Source organism: Photorhabdus antumapuensis, from assembly GCF_020387775.1.
In the GTDB taxonomy this organism is placed as follows: Bacteria; Pseudomonadota; Gammaproteobacteria; order Enterobacterales; family Enterobacteriaceae; genus Photorhabdus; species Photorhabdus antumapuensis.
Genome location: NZ_JAHZMK010000064.1, coordinates 12,897 through 30,711 on the forward strand (window position 1 = coordinate 12,897; position 17,815 = coordinate 30,711).

The 17,815-nt window shown below is 42.8% G+C and carries 15 protein-coding genes and 4 tRNA genes; 17 read left to right on the forward strand and 2 right to left on the reverse strand.

Annotated elements, in window-relative coordinates; all coding sequences use genetic code 11:
* Nucleotides 1-62 precede the first annotated feature (62 nt).
* From aas to luxS, 12 genes are all read left to right on the forward strand, one after another.
* A complete protein-coding gene (gene aas, locus KZ793_RS20900; RefSeq protein WP_225817071.1) occupies nucleotides 63-2,210 on the forward strand; it encodes a bifunctional acyl-ACP--phospholipid O-acyltransferase/long-chain-fatty-acid--ACP ligase in 2,148 nt (715 codons plus the stop codon).
* A 47-nt stretch (nucleotides 2,211-2,257) separates the two neighbouring features.
* Complete coding sequence (lplT, locus tag KZ793_RS20905; RefSeq protein ID WP_225817082.1) at nucleotides 2,258-3,412, forward strand: lysophospholipid transporter LplT; 1,155 nt, start codon at nucleotides 2,258-2,260, stop codon at nucleotides 3,410-3,412.
* Between the two features lie 25 nt (nucleotides 3,413-3,437).
* The gene (gene pncC, locus KZ793_RS20910; protein ID WP_225817072.1) at nucleotides 3,438-3,941 is read left to right on the forward strand and encodes a nicotinamide-nucleotide amidase; all 504 of its coding nucleotides are present in this window, start codon (nucleotides 3,438-3,440) and stop codon (nucleotides 3,939-3,941) included.
* A 105-nt stretch (nucleotides 3,942-4,046) separates the two neighbouring features.
* Nucleotides 4,047-5,114 carry a recombinase RecA gene (recA, locus tag KZ793_RS20915; RefSeq protein WP_118986825.1) on the forward strand — a complete coding sequence of 356 codons (1,068 nt, stop codon included), beginning with the start codon at nucleotides 4,047-4,049 and terminating at the stop codon, nucleotides 5,112-5,114.
* Between the two features lie 316 nt (nucleotides 5,115-5,430).
* Entirely contained in the window at nucleotides 5,431-8,061 is a 2,631-nt protein-coding gene (gene alaS / locus KZ793_RS20920) for an alanine--tRNA ligase (protein WP_225817073.1), read from the forward strand.
* Nucleotides 8,062-8,307: 246 nt separating this feature from the next.
* Nucleotides 8,308-8,493: a carbon storage regulator CsrA gene (csrA, locus tag KZ793_RS20925; RefSeq protein ID WP_002209449.1), complete on the forward strand. Its 186-nt coding sequence runs from the start codon at nucleotides 8,308-8,310 to the stop codon at nucleotides 8,491-8,493.
* 386 nt (nucleotides 8,494-8,879) lie between these two features.
* Nucleotides 8,880-8,972 (forward strand) — tRNA-Ser (locus KZ793_RS20930).
* Nucleotides 8,973-8,982: 10 nt separating this feature from the next.
* Nucleotides 8,983-9,059, forward strand: a tRNA-Arg gene (locus KZ793_RS20935).
* A gap of 86 nt (nucleotides 9,060-9,145) precedes the next feature.
* Nucleotides 9,146-9,222 (forward strand) — tRNA-Arg (locus tag KZ793_RS20940).
* A gap of 85 nt (nucleotides 9,223-9,307) precedes the next feature.
* Nucleotides 9,308-9,384: transfer RNA gene (locus tag KZ793_RS20945), tRNA-Arg, on the forward strand.
* 180 nt (nucleotides 9,385-9,564) lie between these two features.
* Nucleotides 9,565-11,124, forward strand: a complete 1,560-nt coding sequence (gshA, locus tag KZ793_RS20950) for a glutamate--cysteine ligase (protein WP_225817074.1) — start codon at nucleotides 9,565-9,567, stop codon at nucleotides 11,122-11,124.
* Between the two features lie 153 nt (nucleotides 11,125-11,277).
* The gene (gene luxS / locus KZ793_RS20955) at nucleotides 11,278-11,793 is read left to right on the forward strand and encodes an S-ribosylhomocysteine lyase (protein WP_225817075.1); all 516 of its coding nucleotides are present in this window, start codon (nucleotides 11,278-11,280) and stop codon (nucleotides 11,791-11,793) included.
* A gap of 111 nt (nucleotides 11,794-11,904) precedes the next feature.
* Here luxS and KZ793_RS20960 read toward each other — a convergent pair whose 3' ends face one another.
* The gene (locus KZ793_RS20960; protein WP_225817076.1) at nucleotides 11,905-13,188 is read right to left on the reverse strand and encodes an HlyC/CorC family transporter; all 1,284 of its coding nucleotides are present in this window, start codon (nucleotides 13,186-13,188) and stop codon (nucleotides 11,905-11,907) included.
* 48 nt (nucleotides 13,189-13,236) lie between these two features.
* A complete protein-coding gene (locus KZ793_RS20965; RefSeq protein ID WP_225817077.1) occupies nucleotides 13,237-14,028 on the reverse strand; it encodes a cytochrome C assembly family protein in 792 nt (263 codons plus the stop codon).
* Between the two features lie 184 nt (nucleotides 14,029-14,212).
* On the opposite strand from KZ793_RS20965, the gene ffh reads away from it, so the two are divergent.
* The 5 genes from ffh (at nucleotide 14,213) to rplS (ending at nucleotide 17,736) form a co-directional block, all read left to right on the forward strand.
* Nucleotides 14,213-15,574, forward strand: a complete 1,362-nt coding sequence (gene ffh, locus KZ793_RS20970; protein WP_225817078.1) for a signal recognition particle protein — start codon at nucleotides 14,213-14,215, stop codon at nucleotides 15,572-15,574.
* Between the two features lie 136 nt (nucleotides 15,575-15,710).
* Nucleotides 15,711-15,959, forward strand: coding sequence for a 30S ribosomal protein S16 (gene rpsP / locus KZ793_RS20975; protein WP_036814097.1), 249 nt, complete (start codon nucleotides 15,711-15,713; stop codon nucleotides 15,957-15,959).
* An 18-nt stretch (nucleotides 15,960-15,977) separates the two neighbouring features.
* Nucleotides 15,978-16,526 (forward strand): ribosome maturation factor RimM, encoded by a 549-nt coding sequence (gene rimM / locus KZ793_RS20980; protein ID WP_225817079.1) that lies wholly within the window; start codon nucleotides 15,978-15,980, stop codon nucleotides 16,524-16,526.
* Nucleotides 16,527-16,565: 39 nt separating this feature from the next.
* Nucleotides 16,566-17,318, forward strand: coding sequence for a tRNA (guanosine(37)-N1)-methyltransferase TrmD (gene trmD, locus KZ793_RS20985; RefSeq protein ID WP_225817080.1), 753 nt, complete (start codon nucleotides 16,566-16,568; stop codon nucleotides 17,316-17,318).
* Nucleotides 17,319-17,382: 64 nt separating this feature from the next.
* Nucleotides 17,383-17,736 carry a 50S ribosomal protein L19 gene (gene rplS / locus KZ793_RS20990; RefSeq protein WP_036814090.1) on the forward strand — a complete coding sequence of 118 codons (354 nt, stop codon included), beginning with the start codon at nucleotides 17,383-17,385 and terminating at the stop codon, nucleotides 17,734-17,736.
* Nucleotides 17,737-17,815 lie beyond the last annotated feature (79 nt).

Genomic DNA, 17,815 nt, shown 5'->3' on the forward strand with positions numbered 1-17,815 from the left:
TACAGAGTCGAATGATAAATAGTATCTTCTATTTATTTTTTCAAATGGGTTGAGATACGAATATGTTGTTTAAATTTCTAAGGCTTGTTTTTCGTTTAATGTTTCGTTTAACAGTAGAAGGAGATATTAAACAATTTAACCACCCCAAATGTCTTATCACACCTAATCATGTCTCTTTTATTGATGGGGTTTTGCTGACGCTTTTCTTACCGGTCAAACCAGTATTTGCTGTCTATTCCAATATTGCAAATCGTGGTTTTATGAAACTGGTAAGGCGCTATGTTGAAATAGCTCCTTTGGACCCAATAAATCCAATGGCTATCAGGGTGCTGGTTAAGGAAATAGAAAAAGGGCGACCAATAGTGATTTTTCCTGAAGGAAGAATCACGGTTACCGGTTCTTTGATGAAAATCTATGATGGAGCGGCTTTTATTGCCGCGATGTCAGAAGCTGCTGTGGTTCCTGTTCGCATTGAAGGGCTGGAAAGAACCGTATTCAGCCGATTAAAAGGTATTTTCAAACTTCACCTTTTTCCGAAGGTGACTATGAAAATCTTGCCTGCGGTACAATTGCCGATGCCGGATGTGTCTAGTTCGGAGCAACGACGTCGTTTAGCCGGTGAGCGTTTGCATGAAATAATGATGAGTGCACGAATGGCGACCCGACCGCAAGAAACAATATTTGAATCTTTACTGGTTGCACGAAAACAATTTGGTCGTTTTAAGCCCTGTATTGGAGAGGTTCCTTTTAAAGAAGACAGTTATAACAGTCTGCTTAAAAAAATACTGGCTGCCAGCCGTGTTTTGCAGCGTTTTACCTGCCAGGGGGAACGGATAGGTTTTCTTTTACCTAATGCCACTATTATGGTAGCTGCGATATTCGGGGCATCTTTGAGAGGAAGAATACCGGCTTTACTAAATTATACAACCGACAGTCATGGATTGAAGGATGCGGTAGCCGTCGCCAGTATTAAAACTATTGTGACTTCTCGGCAGTTTCTAAAAAAGGAGCAATTAACTCATTTATCGGAGCAGGTCACTGAGGTTAATTGGGTTTATCTTGAGGATTTTGAAGGTACAGTGACTTTTCGGGATAAATTATGGATCTTGTGGCACCTCTTTTTTCCGAAGCAAGCGATGGTGGCACAAAAACCAGATGATGATGCTTTGGTGCTATTTACGTCCGGTTCAGAAGCTGTATCAAAAGGTGTAGTTCACAGTCACGCTAGCTTGTTAGCCAATGTAGAACAGATAAAAACCATTACTGATTTCAATCCACTTGACCGTTTTATGTCTGCTTTACCGCTATTTCATGCATTTGGGTTGACTGTTGGTTTATTCACTCCGCTGTTGTCTGGTAGCCGGATATTCCTTTACCCAAACCCATTGCATTATCGGGTAGTGCCAGAACTGGTATATGAACATAACTGTACCGTATTATTGGGCACATCCACTTTCCTGGAGAATTATGCCTATTTTGCTCATCCATATGATTTTGCACGCCTTCGCTGTGTTATAGCCGGTGTTGAAAAGCTCACTGAAAATACTAAACAGATTTGGCAAGACAAATTCGGCATTCGCATTTTAGAAGGATATGGCATGACAGAATGTGCGCCAGTCATTGCATTGAATGTGCCGATGATGGCTAAGGTCGGTACTGTTGGGCGGATTTTGCCAGCAATGGAATCCCGTTTAATTCCAGTAGCAGGAATTAAGGAGGGGGGGCGTTTGCAGCTACGTGGCCCGAATATGATGAAAGGGTATCTGAGAATTGAAGATCCAAATCATTTAGAACCACCAGCGGCAAAAGATGAGCATGGGAATATTCAGTTTGATTGGTTCGATACTGGAGACATTGTTTCAATTGATGAGCAGGGATTTTGTACTATTCTCGGTCGGGGGAAACGTTTTGCTAAACAGGAAGAAATCGTGTCATTGGAAAGTGTGGAGCAAATTGCATTGAAAGTTTCTCCTAATGCCATGCATGTTGCGACCGTTAAGAATGGTCATAACGAAGGGGAAAGATGGGTGTTGTTCACGACTGATTCGGAACTGAAATATTCATCAATGTGTCAGGTTGCTCAGGAAATGGGTATCCTGGAGTTAGCAATCCCCTGTGATATTCGTTATGTGAAATCATTGCCAGTACTTGACAGTGGTAAACCTGATTTTGTCACTTTGTGTAAAATAGCGGAAGCTGAACAGGAATAATAATCGTGAATGCATCCTCCGTTGTTCAACCGCTATTGACCCGTGGCATGAAAGCCGTATTGGTGTCACAGTTTTTTTCGGCTTTTGCCGATAATGCGCTGTTGTTTGCGATCTTGGCACAGTTGAAAGCCCAGTTTTATCCTGACTGGAGCCAGCCAATATTACAGATAGTGTTTGTCTTGGCATATATCCTATTGGCGCCTTTTGTGGGGCAAATTGCCGATCGTTTTCCGAAAGATCGTGTGATGTTGTTTGCTAATAGCTTGAAGTTGTTGGGCGCGCTTACTATCTGCCTGGGATATGATCCATTTCTGGGTTATGCCTTGGTGGGAGTAGGGGCTGCATCATATTCACCGGCTAAATACGGAATCTTGGTTGAACTGACCGATGGTGACCGTTTAGTAAAAGCTAATGGTTTGATGGAGGCTTCAACGATAATTGCTATTCTTACGGGCTCTGTTGCTGGCGGTTTTTTGTCTGATTGGAACCTGGCTGTCGCACTGCTTATTTGTGCACTGATGTATGGTATCGCTGTTGTCGCTAATTTCTTTATCCCCCGATTCTCGGCTGTACGTCAGGATAAGGGCTGGAATCTGAAAAAAATGCTGACAGACTTTGTTTCATCTTGTTGTATTCTTTGGCATAACAAAGGAGCTCGATTTTCTTTAATTGGCACGAGTCTGTTCTGGGGAGCGGGTATAACACTGAGATTCCTATTGGTCTTATGGGTACCTGTTGTGCTGGGAATTTCTGACAATAGCACGCCGACAATACTTAATGTGATGGTTGCTGTCGGCATTATTATTGGTGCAGGTGCTGCTGCCCGTTTCATCACCCTTAAAACAGTCCACCGTTGTATGCCAGCTGGTGTTTTAATTGGTGTGATGGTGGTCATTTTTGCTGTTCAGCAAAGTATTTGGGCTTCCTACGTCTTATTAATCATTCTCGGTATTTTTGGCGGTTTGTTTATTGTTCCATTGAATGCATTATTGCAGGAAAGTGGCAGACAAACGATTGGGGCCGGTTATGCAATAGCAGTACAGAATTTGGGTGAGAATATCGCCATGTTATTGATGCTTAGCCTGTACTCATTGGTTATTAAAATAGGCGTCCCGGTTGTTACAACAGGGATAGGCTTTGGTACTCTATTGGCGTTGACAATCACGAGTTTGTGGATTTGGAACCGGTTTCAAAGAAATTGATCTTTTACCGGATAAAGAGTGTGTTATGAATGAAAAAATTCTGACTAAGCTTAGTATTGAACTGGGAGAGAAACTGAGACAGCAAAAACTGTGGGTGACTTGTGCTGAATCTTGCACCGGTGGCTGGTTGGCGAAAACCATTTCAGATATTGCGGGTAGCTCTGCTTATTTTGACCGAAGTTTTGTGACATACAGTAATAAAGCTAAGCATCAGATGCTTGGTGTATCAGAAGCCGTTTTACAGCAATATGGGGCTGTTAGTGAACAGGTTGTGAGAGAAATGGCCGCAGGGGCACTGAGAGCAGCCCAGGCAGATCTAGCGGTTTCGGTCAGTGGCATTGCCGGGCCTGATGGTGGCAGCGAAGAAAAACCTGTTGGTACAGTATGGTTTGGGTTTGCATATCTAACGGTAAATGGGGTAGAAGTTGTGTCCCGCCATTGTTGTTTTAACGGTGATCGGAATGAAGTACGCCTTCAATCTGTCATTTATTCTCTGAAAACATTGTTATCAGAGATTATAAAAAATTAGCTTGATGCTGTATGATTATACAGTATAATTGTTGGCGACATTTTGGTATTAAAAATTATTCATCGGCAGTGAGAGAACCCTTTCATTGCTTACGAGGGAGTAAAAATGGCTATTGATGAAAATAAACAAAAAGCACTGGCAGCGGCACTGGGTCAAATTGAAAAACAGTTTGGTAAAGGTTCCATCATGCGTCTGGGCGAAGACCGTTCAATGGACGTTGAAACTATCTCCACGGGTTCATTGTCACTGGATATTGCATTAGGTGCTGGTGGCCTGCCGATGGGGCGTATTGTTGAAATTTATGGCCCGGAATCTTCTGGCAAGACAACACTGACATTACAGGTTATTGCCGCGGCACAGCGTGAAGGTAAAACCTGTGCGTTTATTGATGCTGAACACGCCCTTGATCCTGTCTATGCGAAGAAACTGGGTGTTGATATTGATAATCTGCTGTGTTCTCAACCCGATACGGGGGAACAGGCTCTTGAGATCTGTGATGCGTTGACACGTTCCGGCGCTGTTGATGTCATTATCGTAGACTCCGTTGCTGCTTTAACACCAAAAGCCGAAATAGAAGGGGAAATTGGTGATTCTCATATGGGGCTGGCAGCTCGAATGATGAGTCAGGCAATGCGCAAACTGGCCGGTAACTTGAAAAGCTCCAATACATTGTTGATCTTTATCAACCAGATTCGTATGAAAATTGGTGTCATGTTCGGTAACCCTGAAACAACCACCGGTGGTAACGCGCTGAAATTCTATGCTTCTGTTCGTCTGGATATTCGCCGCATTGGTTCTGTGAAAAATGGCGAAGAGGTCGTTGGTAGCGAGACCCGTGTTAAGGTGGTAAAAAACAAAGTGGCAGCGCCATTTAAGCAAGCAGAATTCCAGATTATGTATGGCGAAGGCATTAACACTTATGGTGAATTAATCGATTTAGGTGTGAAGCATAAACTGGTGGAAAAAGCAGGCGCATGGTACAGCTATAATGGCGATAAAATTGGTCAAGGCAAAGCGAATGCTACCATCTACCTGAAAGAACATCTTGAAATTGCTACTGAGCTGGATAAAAAATTACGTGAAATGCTGTTGCACAATGCCGGCGAGTTCAATAGTGCTGCTTCTGATTATGAAGATAATGAAAACGAAGAGATGAATAACGAAGAATTCTAATCTAATAATATCGATAGTCTGTATTCTTGTATTAAAGCTGTAAAAGTTTTGTCATCAAACTTATACCGCGTTAATAATGACGCGGTTTCTTCTCTCAGAAAGCGAGTATTATCCATATTATGCGATCATGCTTTCAGAAAATACCCAGACGATTTACAATGCTGCCAGCGAATGGATGTATCTGGGATTTTACTTCTAATAGAAGAACTTTTATCTTATCCCCACTTTGTTTATTCGTGAGTTGAAAATAGGTGATGGAATATCCCACCTAACCAATTCATAAATCTGTTTTTTCCAGCTTGATTTCGGGACAATTATGAGCAAAAGCACCGCTGAGATCCGTCAAGCGTTTCTCGACTTTTTTCATACTAAAGGGCATCAAATCGTACCAAGTAGTTCTTTGGTGCCAAATAATGACCCAACACTGCTGTTTACCAACGCAGGGATGAACCAGTTTAAGGATGTTTTTCTTGGACAGGACAAAAGATCTTATTCCAGAGCAACAACGGCTCAGCGTTGTGTTCGTGCCGGTGGTAAACATAATGATTTAGAAAATGTAGGTTACACCGCACGCCATCATACGTTCTTTGAGATGCTGGGTAATTTTAGTTTTGGTGACTATTTCAAACATGATGCTATTAGTTATGCTTGGGAGCTTCTGACTGGCAAAGATTGGTTTAATTTGCCTAAAGAAAAATTATGGGTGACTGTCTATCAGACAGATAATGAAGCCTATGATATCTGGAAGAATGAAGTCGGAATACCAGCAGAGAGAATTATCCGCATTGGTGATAACAAAGGTGCACCTTATGCGTCAGATAATTTCTGGCAAATGGGTGATACCGGTCCTTGTGGCCCTTGCACTGAAATTTTTTATGATCATGGTGAGCATATCTGGGGTGGGCCGCCAGGAAGCCCGGAGGAAGATGGTGACAGATATATTGAAATCTGGAATATCGTCTTTATGCAGTTCAATCGTCATGCTGATGGCACGATGGAGCCGTTGCCAAAACCATCAGTAGATACGGGTATGGGGCTGGAGCGTATCGCCGCTGTATTGCAGCACGTCAATTCTAATTATGAGATCGATCTGTTCCGTGATTTGATTACAGTTGTTGCTAATGTCACTGGTGCTACAGATGATCTGAGTAATAAGTCTCTGCGGGTTATTGCTGATCACATTCGTTCATGCGCATTTTTGATTTGTGATGGTGTTGTTCCTTCTAATGAAAACCGTGGTTATGTTTTGCGTCGTATTATCCGCCGAGCTATCCGTCACGGTAACATGTTGGGGGCTAAAGATACCTTCTTCTACAAACTGGTTGCGCCACTAATAGAAGTGATGGGCGCTGCGGGAGAAGAGCTTAAACGCCAGCAAGCCATTGTTGAGCAGATTTTGAAAACAGAAGAGGAGCAGTTTGCTCGTACTCTGGAACGTGGTCTTCAGTTATTAGACGATGAACTGGCAAAACTGTCCGGTGATATTCTGGATGGCGAAACGGCTTTTCGTTTGTATGATACCTATGGTTTCCCTGTGGATTTAACCGCTGATGTTTGCCGTGAGCGTAATATTAGTGTTGATGAAGCAGAATTTGCAGTGGCAATGGAAAATCAGCGTCGTCGTGCTCGTGAATCAAGTGGTTTCGGCACTGATTATAATGAGTTGATCAAAGTTGATGAACGCAGCGATTTCTCTGGTTACGATCATAACGAACAGCAGGCAGCAGTAACTGCTATCTTCCGTAATGGTGAATCAGTCAATCAAATTCAAGCGGGTGAAGAAGCGATTGTTATACTGGATAAGACCGCTTTTTATGCTGAATCCGGTGGACAAGTTGGTGACTCGGGTATTCTGAGTAATACTGATTGTGCTTTTTGTGTTATTGATACACAAAAATATGGTCAGGCTATTGGTCATATTGGTAAGCTTGAAAAAGGTACCTTAAGTGTAAACCATAAAATTAATGCGGTTATTGATACTGAGCGTCGTGATGCAATTCGTTTGAATCACTCGGCAACCCATCTGTTACATGCTGCATTACGTCAAATTTTGGGTGAACACGTATCACAGAAAGGCTCTCTGGTTAACGATAAATACCTTCGCTTTGATTTTTCTCACTTTGAAGCGATGAAACCAGAACAGATTCGTCAGGTTGAGGATTTGGTTAATACCGAAGTTCGTCAAAATTCACCTGTTGTTACTGAATTGATGGATCTGGAAACAGCAAAAGCCAAAGGCGCGATGGCACTGTTTGGTGAAAAATACGAAGAACAAGTCCGTGTACTGTCAATAAGGGGTTTTTCCACTGAATTATGTGGAGGGACTCACGCAAATCGTACCGGTGATATTGGCTTGTTCCGTATTGTTGCTGAATCTGGAACGGCTGCGGGTATCCGTAGGATCGAAGCAATTACAGGTAGAAAAGCGTTGGAATCTGTACATCAACAGGTTGATTTACTTCAAGATATTGCTCAATTGGTGAAAAGTGATATTCATAGCCTGAGTGAAAAAGTACGGGTGACATTGGATAGAACCAAAGCGTTGGAAAAAGAGCTTCAACAGCTTAAAGATCAACAGGCTGCACAAGAAAGCTCTTCTTTAGCAAGCAAAGCGAAAGAAGTGAAGGGTGTGAAGTTGCTGGTCAGTCAGTTAAGCAATACAGAACCTAAGATGTTGAGAACGATGGTTGATGATCTGAAAAATCAACTAGGTTCAGCAATTATTGTGCTTTCCACTATAAGTGATGATAAAGTCAGCTTAATTGTTGGTGTCACAAAGGATCTGACTGCTAAAATAAAAGCAGGTGAGTTAATTTCTTCTGTGGCTCAACAAATCGGTGGTAAAGGTGGTGGTCGCCCTGATATGGCCCAAGCAGGTGGTTCTGATATTGAAGCGTTGCCTTCTGCTTTGGATAGCGTGGAAGAGTGGGTAGCATCGCGGCTATAAGCGGTATTACCTGAGTTTAGAGGGCACCATAGAGTTGTTTTTATGGTGTCTTGAAATCTTGTTGTGAAATTGTTAAAAGGTTGAGCGCATATTTATTTATTTTGGCTAAACTATATAGGTAGGAAATGCGCTTAAAATTGCTTATACTTTAAGCATATACCATTGTTTTACGTTTTCACGGTGTTTGATGGATAATAGCGGGGAAACCGAAAGACCCGACTCTTTTAAATTTTCAAGGAGCAAAGAATGCTTATTCTGACTCGTCGAGTTGGTGAAACGCTCATGATAGGCGATGAGGTAACAGTTACAGTACTAGGGGTTAAAGGTAACCAAGTTCGTATTGGTGTAAATGCCCCTAAAGAAGTTTCTGTTCACCGTGAAGAAATTTATCAGCGGATTCAGGCCGAAAAATCTCAGCCAACAACTTATTGACTCTAAGTTGGCGTCCTATCTCTGTCAGAACCGGACGCCATTTTTGAGGGATCTCACCTCTGTTGGTATTTTTTGTTTTGCTAATTTCTTAAACTCTCGTCTATTTTCCCATCTTTTTTGTTTTTCTATCGTAAGAACAGAGTGTTCCTATTATGTTATTGTGGCGAATAATGATTTACATGCACTTTAATTGAAGGTGTAATAGTTTGCTGCTGACAAAGTACACTTTTTGGTGTCAAACTAAACATCTTGTGTGTGAAGTGTTCAAACAAGCACAGGTTTAGAAAAATTGTTTGACTTATAAGTCTGGGAAAGTAATATGTGCGCCACGCAGTGACGAGGAGCTTAAACAAAAGTTCTGAGTCGCAGTTCGAAAGAAAGCGTACGGTGAGATGGCCGAGAGGCTGAAGGCGCTCCCCTGCTAAGGGAGTATGCGGTCAAAAGCTGCATCGAGGGTTCGAATCCCTCTCTCACCGCCATTTAAACCACGCATCCATAGCTCAGCTGGATAGAGTACTCGGCTACGAACCGAGCGGTCGGAGGTTCGAATCCTTCTGGATGCGCCATATTGAACCTTCAGATGAAGTCATCTGAGGTGCCATTTAGGTAATCGAAGCAAATGCTGCCTTTTACCAGAGTGAAAACTGAACATGCATCCATAGCTCAGCTGGATAGAGTACTCGGCTACGAACCGAGCGGTCGGAGGTTCGAATCCTCCTGGATGCACCATTTAACCTTGAGATGAAACCATCCTAGGTACTATTCAGGTAATCGAAGCAACTGCTATTTTTTACCAGAGTGAAAAACTGAACATGCATCCATAGCTCAGCTGGATAGAGTACTCGGCTACGAACCGAGCGGTCGGAGGTTCGAATCCTTCTGGATGCGCCATATAAAGCCCTGCTGTTTAAGCAGGGCTTTTTCCTTTCTACTTTCTGTTGCCGTAACCAACCTGCCCTCTGTATGACGCTGAAATGTTTTTGCTTATCTATCTAATCAGCGACAATTTGGCTTGTTTAAGATAAAGTAAACCCTTATAAAAATTCTTCTAAAACACTACGGGAGGTCGAATTGATCCCGGACGTATCAAAGGCTCTATCATGGCTAGAGGCGCATCCGACAATTTTAAAGGGAATTCGTCGCGGTGTTGAACGTGAAACATTGCGTATTACTTCAGATGGTAGTTTAGCTATAACGGAACATCCTAAAGCACTTGGTGCAGCGCTTACGCATAAATGGATTACTACTGACTTTGCTGAGTCATTGTTGGAATTCATAACACCAGTTGGTGATGACATAAAATATACGATTTCTTTTCTTAACGATATTCATCGTCACACGGCGCGTGTGCTGGACAAAGAAAAAATGTGGCCATTAAGTATGCCATGCTTTATTGATGCGGAAGAGAGCATTACTCTGGCTCAATATGGTACATCGAATGTTGGTCGCTATAAGACCTTATACCGTGAAGGGCTGAAAAATCGTTATGGCGCGTTGATGCAGACCATATCCGGGGTTCATTATAATTTTTCATTGCCAATTGAGTTTTGGCGCGCCTGGGCTGGTATTGAAGATGCAGAGAGTGGTAAAGAGCAGATCTCTAATGGCTATTTCCGTTTGATCCGTAACTATTATCGCTTTGGATGGGTGATCCCATACTTGTTTGGTGCTTCTCCGGCAATTTGTTCCTCGTTCTTACGTGGAAGAGAGACTTCTTTTCTTTTTGATCGAACAGAAGATGGAACTTGTTATCTGCCTTATGCGACTTCACTAAGAATGAGTAATTTGGGGTACACCAATAAATCACAGAGCGATCTGAATATTACGTTTAATAACCTACATACCTATATTGAAGGGTTGAAAAAAGCGATCCACAAGCCATCTGACGAGTTTGCTAAGTTGGGCACTAAGCAAGGTGATAAACATATTCAGCTCAATACCAACGTCTTACAAATTGAAAATGAGTTGTATGCGCCAATCCGACCTAAGCGTGTCACTAGAGGGAATGAATCGCCTTCTGATGCTTTGTTGCGTGGGGGAGTGGAATATATCGAAGTTCGTTCATTGGATATTAATCCATTTGCCGCGATTGGTGTCAATGAAACACAAATTCGTTTTCTTGACCTATTCTTAATATGGTGTGTGCTTGCCGAAGCGCCGGAAATGGGCAGTGATGAATTAGATTGTTGCCGTAAGAATTGGAATAGAGTGATCCTTGAAGGGCGTAAACCAGAGCAAATGATTGGCCTTGGTTGTGGAAGTGTGGAGGAGCCGCTAGTAAACGTTGGAAAAAAATTATTTAGTGACTTGAAACGGGTTGCCGCAATATTGGATAGTTGTTCTGGCACACAGTATCAAAAGGTTTGCGAAGAATTAATTGCTATGTTTGATGATTCATCACTGACTTTATCGGCCCGTGTGCTGGAAAAAGTGAAGAATCAGGGCATTGGTGGTTTTGGACTGGAACTAGCAGATGAATACCGTCAGCAACTGATCAATGAGAAATATGAGGTTATTAGCGACAAGCAGTTCGCTATAGAACGCAGGACCTCCGTAGAGCGACAAGACGCGTTGGAACGTGAGGATACGATGAGTTTTGATGAGTATCTGAAACAACAGACAGGATGCTAGAAAAGAAAATGGCCACAAGTAAAAGTGGCCAAATGAGATCTTCTAGAGAATTAGGGATAATAATTACGCGTCTTTCATTCTTTACGACCGGTGGCAGATGAAAAGGTTTCATTTGCTTGAAGAGAAATCTGAATTTTTTGTGGAGATGAAGAAATGCCTTTACTGGATAGTTTTACTGTTGACCATACTCGTATGAATGCGCCAGCCGTAAGAGTTGCTAAAACTATGAAAGCGCCTCATGGCGACACCATCACAGTTTTTGACTTACGTTTCTGTGTACCCAATAAACAGGTTATGCCTGAAAAGGGTATTCATACACTTGAACATTTGTTTGCTGGTTTTATGCGTAATCACCTCAATGGTGAAGGTGTTGAAATTATTGATATATCGCCAATGGGATGTCGAACAGGTTTTTATATGAGCTTGATTGGTGCACCGGCGGAAATACGCGTTGCAGACGCGTGGAAAGCGGCTATGGCTGATGTCTTGAAAGTGAAAGATCAGAGCCAAATCCCAGAGCTAAATATTTATCAATGCGGTACTTATCACATGCATTCACTGACAGAAGCTCAGGATATTGCGCGTCATATTCTTGATTCAGATGTCCTCGTTAATAAGAATGATGAGTTGGCATTGCCAGAAGAAAAACTGACAGAATTGAAAGTGTAGTTCCATAGCAGTGATGATATTTCGGGTTCCTGAGATATTAACAGGAATCTGCCGTTGGAGGTTGGTGGTATGCCTCCAACGGTATTGATCTTCAGTGGCGATTTAAACTGTTTATGCTTCTTGCTCAGAAAGTTGGCTAATGGGAGTGACTCGAACTTGTTTAATGACATTATCGTTCACTGAAAGTACTTCAAAATTATATTTACTAATTTGCACTTGTACATTAAGAGCGGGTATTTCTCCTAACTCTTCAAGCACCATACCATTAACCGTTCGTGGTCCATCAACAGGCAATGCCCAGTTAAAGGCTTTATTTAATTCGCGGATATTGGCTGTCCCATCAACTAAAATAGTCCCATCGCTTTGTGGTGAAACTTCTTCAGCCAGAGAAGGAGACATTGATGTTGTAAAATCACCGACAATCTCTTCGAGAATATCTTCGACAGTGACCAGTCCTTGAATATCACCGTATTCATCAACGATGAGCCCGGCTTTCTCCTTGTTGCGTTGGAAATTCACTAACTGGATATTAAGTGGCGTGCTGACTGGGACATAGTAGATTTTATCTGCTGCCTTAATCAGATTTCTTTTGGTGAACTCTTTTTTTTCTGTCATCAGCCGGTAAGCTTCACGTACACGGAGCATACCAATGGCGTCATCAAGTGAATCACGATAAAGCACGATCCGACCATGAGGTGAATGGGTCAACTGCCGTATGATGGATTTCCAGTCATCATTAATATCAATGCCAACAATTTCATTACGGGGAACCATAATGTCGCCGATTGTGACTTTTTCCAGGTCTAAAATCGAAATCAGCATATCCTGATTTTGCTGTGATAGCTTAGCATTTGATTCATTCACAATAGTGCGAAGTTCATCTTTACTAATTGCATGATTAGGACCAGTAGGGTGTTTGATACCAAGACAACGCATTAACGATAAGGTAATTTTATTTAGCATCCAAACTAACGGCAGCATGATTTTCTGTAATGGGCGTAGCAGGAAACTGCTCGGAAAAGCGACTCTTTCAGGATAGAGGGCTGCTATCGTCTTTGGCATAATTTCAGAAAATATCAGCACAATAAAGGTCAAAATGCCTGTTGCGATAGCAACTCCGGCATCACCATAAAGGCGCATACCAATGATAGTCGCGAGTGCTGAGGCAAGAATATTAACCAGATTATTGCCGATAAGAATCAGGCTGATGAGCCGCTCAGGATGGCGAAGTAATGCTTCAACTCTGCGGGCGGAACGATCCCCTTGCTTTGCCAGATGACGTAAGCGATAGCGATTCATTGTCATCATACCTGTCTCTGAAGCAGAGAAATAGGCTGAGATAATGACCATAGTGATTAAAATAATAATTAATGTGCTTGTTGAGACATGCTCCAACGCGGAATTCCTTTCAAATATTGATGATACTGATTGGACATCATGTTCTTAGTAAATCATGATTTCCTGTAATAATCGATTGCCAAAATAGGCGAGTGTCAGGGTAAATGCACCGAGCAGGTTAAACCAGATAACTCGTTTACCGCGCCATCCATCATGGTAGTGGCCCCATAATAAAACAATGTAAACAAACCACGCGATAATAGATAAAATTGCTTTATGGATGTTTTCGCGACTGAAAATATTATCCATGTAGAGGATGCCGGTACAGAGCGTCAGCGTTAGCAATATTACGCCAAGCTGAGTGATATGAAACATTTTGCGTTCAATGAACATTAGTGGGGGCATATCTGGCGTAAAAGTGAGTTTTTTATTTTTAAGCTGATGATCCAACCACCCAAGCTGTAATGCATATAATGCAGCGATAAGTAAAGTCGCATAACCCAGAAGCGCCAACCCAATATGGATAGATAATTCAATGCTGGCCTCTAGATGGGTAATGAATTCACCTGGCATAAGACTCGCTAAAACCAAATTTATCATGGAAAAACTGTAAACAATGGGTAGCAGGAACCAAGCTCGGCCGTGAGAAGCAACAATTGTCATTATGATACAAGTAAGTAAACTGACAATAGAACCTAGGTTTAGGAGAGTGAGGTTTTGCCCGCTGCTGACATGGAAGATCTGGTGTTTAAGTGCAATAGCATGACAAATTAAAGCGACAATCGCGGAAAGTAATGCCAGCCTGCGGTATCCTTTCGGTTTCCGCAGTAAGCCGGGAATAATCAGTACTAGGCTGAATAAATAAGCGAATGAAGAAATTATAGAAAATACTGGCATAGCATTAGTCGTTTTAGCGATAGTCTTAGGTTGAATTAAAGCTTAAGTATACCGCCAGCAAGGATAGCCTCCAACCGTTGTTAATCATCGGTGTGAATCTCTGTGCAGAGATCCCTTTCCATCGTGTTATAATTTGCGGAATACGCCTTACAGGTAGCCCATTTTTAAAAATTGAGCAGAGACAATGTTTGATAATTTAACTGACAGACTATCGCGCACATTGCGCAATATCAGTGGCCGTGGGCGACTGACCGAAGATAATATTAAAGAGACACTGCGCGAAGTTCGCATGGCTTTACTTGAAGCTGACGTCGCATTGCCTGTAGTGCGTGATTTTATTTCATGTGTTAAAGAGAGCGCGGTAGGCCACGAGGTTAATAAAAGCCTTACTCCCGGCCAAGAGTTTGTCAAAATTGTTCAGAATGAACTCGTTAAGGCTATGGGGGAAGTTAACAGTGAACTGAATCTTTCTACTCAGCCGCCTGCTGTTGTATTGATGGCGGGTCTACAAGGTGCAGGTAAAACGACCAGCGTTGCCAAGCTGGGTAGCTTTCTGAAAGGAAAACAGAAGAAAAAAGTTTTGGTGGTATCTGCTGACGTCTATCGCCCAGCCGCTATCAAACAGCTTGAAACCTTGGCGCAGGCAGTGGATATTGATTTCTACCCTTCTGATGCCCAGGAAAAACCCGTTGATATCGTGACTCAAGCGGTACAGCACGCCAAATTGAAATTCTATGATGTGCTTTTGGTGGATACTGCGGGTCGTCTACATGTTGACGAAGCAATGATGGATGAAATCAAACAGGTTCATAAAGCCATTAATCCAGTGGAAACCCTGTTTGTTGTTGATGCAATGACGGGGCAGGATGCGGCTAATACCGCGAAAGCTTTCAATGAGGCATTGCCACTGACGGGTGTGGTGTTAACTAAAGTCGATGGTGATGCCCGTGGCGGTGCTGCGCTATCTATTCGTCATATTACCGGTAAGCCGATTAAATTTCTGGGTGTTGGTGAAAAAACGGATGCACTGGAGCCATTCCACCCGGATCGTATTGCCTCTCGAATCCTTGGAATGGGAGATGTTCTTTCCCTGATTGAAGAGATTGAAAGTAAAGTCGATCGCACTCAGGCCGAAAAATTGGCTTCTAAACTAAAAAAAGGTGACGGCTTCGATTTAAATGATTTTCTAGATCAGCTAAAGCAGATGCGTAACATGGGGGGAATGGCCAGCATGTTAAGCAAAATGCCGGGGATGTCTCAAGTGCCAGATGCAGTGAAATCCCAGATGGATGATAAAATTTTGGTTAAAATGGAAGCGATCATCAATTCCATGACGCGTAAAGAGCGGCAAAAACCAGAAATAATCAAAGGTTCTCGTAAACGTCGTATTGCCAATGGTTCTGGTACTCAGGTTCAAGACGTTAACCGCTTGCTTAAACAATTTGACGAAATGCAGCGCATGATGAAAAAAATGAAGAAAGGCGGTCTGGCAAAAATGATGCGTGGTATGAAAGGCATGATGCCACCCGGATTTATGGGCCGTTAATCGATAAAGTCTCGAAGAATATCCACTTTGGATTGCTTTTTGCGCCAAAGTGAGTAAACTTTTCGGGCTTTTTATCTGACAACCGGACTTCGTTCCTCGATGAAGTCTGGTTGTTTTGTTAACTAATGAGGATGTTATGGTAACAATTCGTTTAGCTCGTGGCGGCGCCAAAAAGCGTCCGTTTTACCAAGTAGTCGTGACCGATAGCCGCAGCCCGCGTGATGGTCGCTTTATCGAGCGCGTTGGCTTCTTCAACCCTATTGCAACAGGGAAAGCAGAAGCACTGCGTTTAGATCTGGACCGTATTGAACATTGGATTGGTCTGGGTGCAACTGTGTCTGATCGTGTTTCTACACTGATCAAAGACGCCAAAAAAGCAGCTTAATCTGTCACGGTGGTAACTATGAGCAAGCAAACCTGTTTTGAACTTCCTGAAAACCCAATTGTATTGGGAAAACTAGGTTCAACTTATGGTATTCGTGGTTGGCTCAGAGTTTTTTCTTCCACCGAACATGCCGAAGACATTTTTGAGTATCAACCGTGGTTTATTCAACTGGAAGGTCGGTGGCAACACATTGAACTGGAAGCTTGGAAACACCACAATCAGGATATGATCATCAAAATTAAAGGTATTGATGATCTGGATGCTGCGAATTTACTGACTAATTACGAAATCATTGTAGATTCAGAACAATTGCCAGAGCTGGATACGGGTGATTACTACTGGAAAGACTTAATAGGCTGCCAGGTAATCAGCACCGCAGGTTATAGCTTGGGGACTGTCAATGACATGATGGAAACCGGTTCTAACGACGTAATGGTAATTAAAGCAAACCTGAAAGATGCATTCGGTATCAAGGAGCGGCTAATTCCGTTTCTTGATGGGCAGGTTATCAAGAAAGTCGATCTCGCTACTAAAACCATTGAAGTAGATTGGGATCCTGGTTTTTAAACTCCGGTTATAAACGGTTTAAATGAGTGGGACGCGATAATGTGGATTGGGGTTATTAGCCTGTTTCCTGAAATGTTCCGCGCAATAACCGATTATGGGGTAACTAGCCGGGCAGTGAAAAATGGCCTGTTAAGTATTGAATGCTGGAATCCACGGGATTTTACCTATGACCGGCATCGTACCGTTGACGATCGGCCTTATGGCGGTGGTCCAGGCATGTTGATGATGGTTCAGCCTTTACGGGAAGCTATTCATGCAGCAAAAACTGCGGCGGGCGAAGGCGCAAAAGTGATTTATCTTTCACCTCAGGGGCGCAAACTCAACCAACAAGGGGTTTGTGATCTGGCAACAAATGAAAAATTGATTTTGATTTGTGGCCGCTATGAAGGGATAGATGAGCGGGTGATTCAAACTGAGATTGACGAAGAATGGTCTATCGGCGATTACGTGCTCAGTGGTGGTGAAATCCCTGCAATGACGATGATCGACTCAGTTTCTCGGTTTATTCCGGGTGTTCTGGGGCATCAAGCATCAGCGGAGGAGGACTCTTTTGCTGATGGATTGCTGGATTGTCCGCACTATACTCGCCCGGAGGTATTAGATGGTATGGAAGTTCCACCAGTTCTGCTGTCTGGAAATCATGTTGAAATTAATCGCTGGCGGATGAAACAATCGCTTGGCCGGACCTGGCTTAGAAGACCTGAACTTCTGGAAAACCTAGCTCTGACTGACGAGCAAAGGATATTGCTAACAGAGTTCCAACGGGAACATCTAACTGAAGCAACTAATTAATCCAGACATATCCCCGAAGGGAATGTCTCTGATATATCAGTTTACCTAGGGTAAGAGAATTATTATGAGCAACATTATTAAACAACTTGAACAAGAGCAGATGAAGCAAGACGTACCTTCATTCCGTCCGGGTGACACCGTGGAAGTTAAGGTATGGGTCGTAGAAGGTGCTAAGAAACGTCTGCAGGCATTCGAGGGCGTGGTTATCGCTATCCGTAACCGCGGTCTGCACTCTGCATTCACTGTTCGCAAAGTTTCTAACGGCGAAGGTGTTGAGCGTGTATTCCAGACTCACTCCCCAGTCGTAGACAGCATTAACGTTAAACGTCGTGGTGCTGTTCGTAGAGCTAAATTGTACTATCTGCGTGAGCGTTCTGGTAAAGCTGCTCGTATTAAAGAGCGTCTGAACAGCAAATAATACGCTTTCGTTACATCCGAAAGTTATCGTTAAAGAGGTCAGCAATTGCTGGCCTCTTTTTTTATTCTTAACTGAAAAC

Coding starts and splice junctions, on each gene's coding strand:
- luxS (WP_225817075.1), top strand. CDS start 11,278: ATGCCTTTACTGGATAGTTTTACTGTTGACCATACTCGTATGAATGCG.
- ffh (WP_225817078.1), top strand. CDS start 14,213: ATGTTTGATAATTTAACTGACAGACTATCGCGCACATTGCGCAATATC.
- csrA (WP_002209449.1), top strand. CDS start 8,308: ATGCTTATTCTGACTCGTCGAGTTGGTGAAACGCTCATGATAGGCGAT.
- recA (WP_118986825.1), top strand. CDS start 4,047: ATGGCTATTGATGAAAATAAACAAAAAGCACTGGCAGCGGCACTGGGT.
- lplT (WP_225817082.1), top strand. CDS start 2,258: ATGAAAGCCGTATTGGTGTCACAGTTTTTTTCGGCTTTTGCCGATAAT.
- rimM (WP_225817079.1), top strand. CDS start 15,978: ATGAGCAAGCAAACCTGTTTTGAACTTCCTGAAAACCCAATTGTATTG.
- trmD (WP_225817080.1), top strand. CDS start 16,566: ATGTGGATTGGGGTTATTAGCCTGTTTCCTGAAATGTTCCGCGCAATA.
- pncC (WP_225817072.1), top strand. CDS start 3,438: ATGAATGAAAAAATTCTGACTAAGCTTAGTATTGAACTGGGAGAGAAA.
- rpsP (WP_036814097.1), top strand. CDS start 15,711: ATGGTAACAATTCGTTTAGCTCGTGGCGGCGCCAAAAAGCGTCCGTTT.
- KZ793_RS20965 (WP_225817077.1), bottom strand. CDS start 14,028: ATGCCAGTATTTTCTATAATTTCTTCATTCGCTTATTTATTCAGCCTA.
- alaS (WP_225817073.1), top strand. CDS start 5,431: ATGAGCAAAAGCACCGCTGAGATCCGTCAAGCGTTTCTCGACTTTTTT.
- rplS (WP_036814090.1), top strand. CDS start 17,383: ATGAGCAACATTATTAAACAACTTGAACAAGAGCAGATGAAGCAAGAC.
- aas (WP_225817071.1), top strand. CDS start 63: ATGTTGTTTAAATTTCTAAGGCTTGTTTTTCGTTTAATGTTTCGTTTA.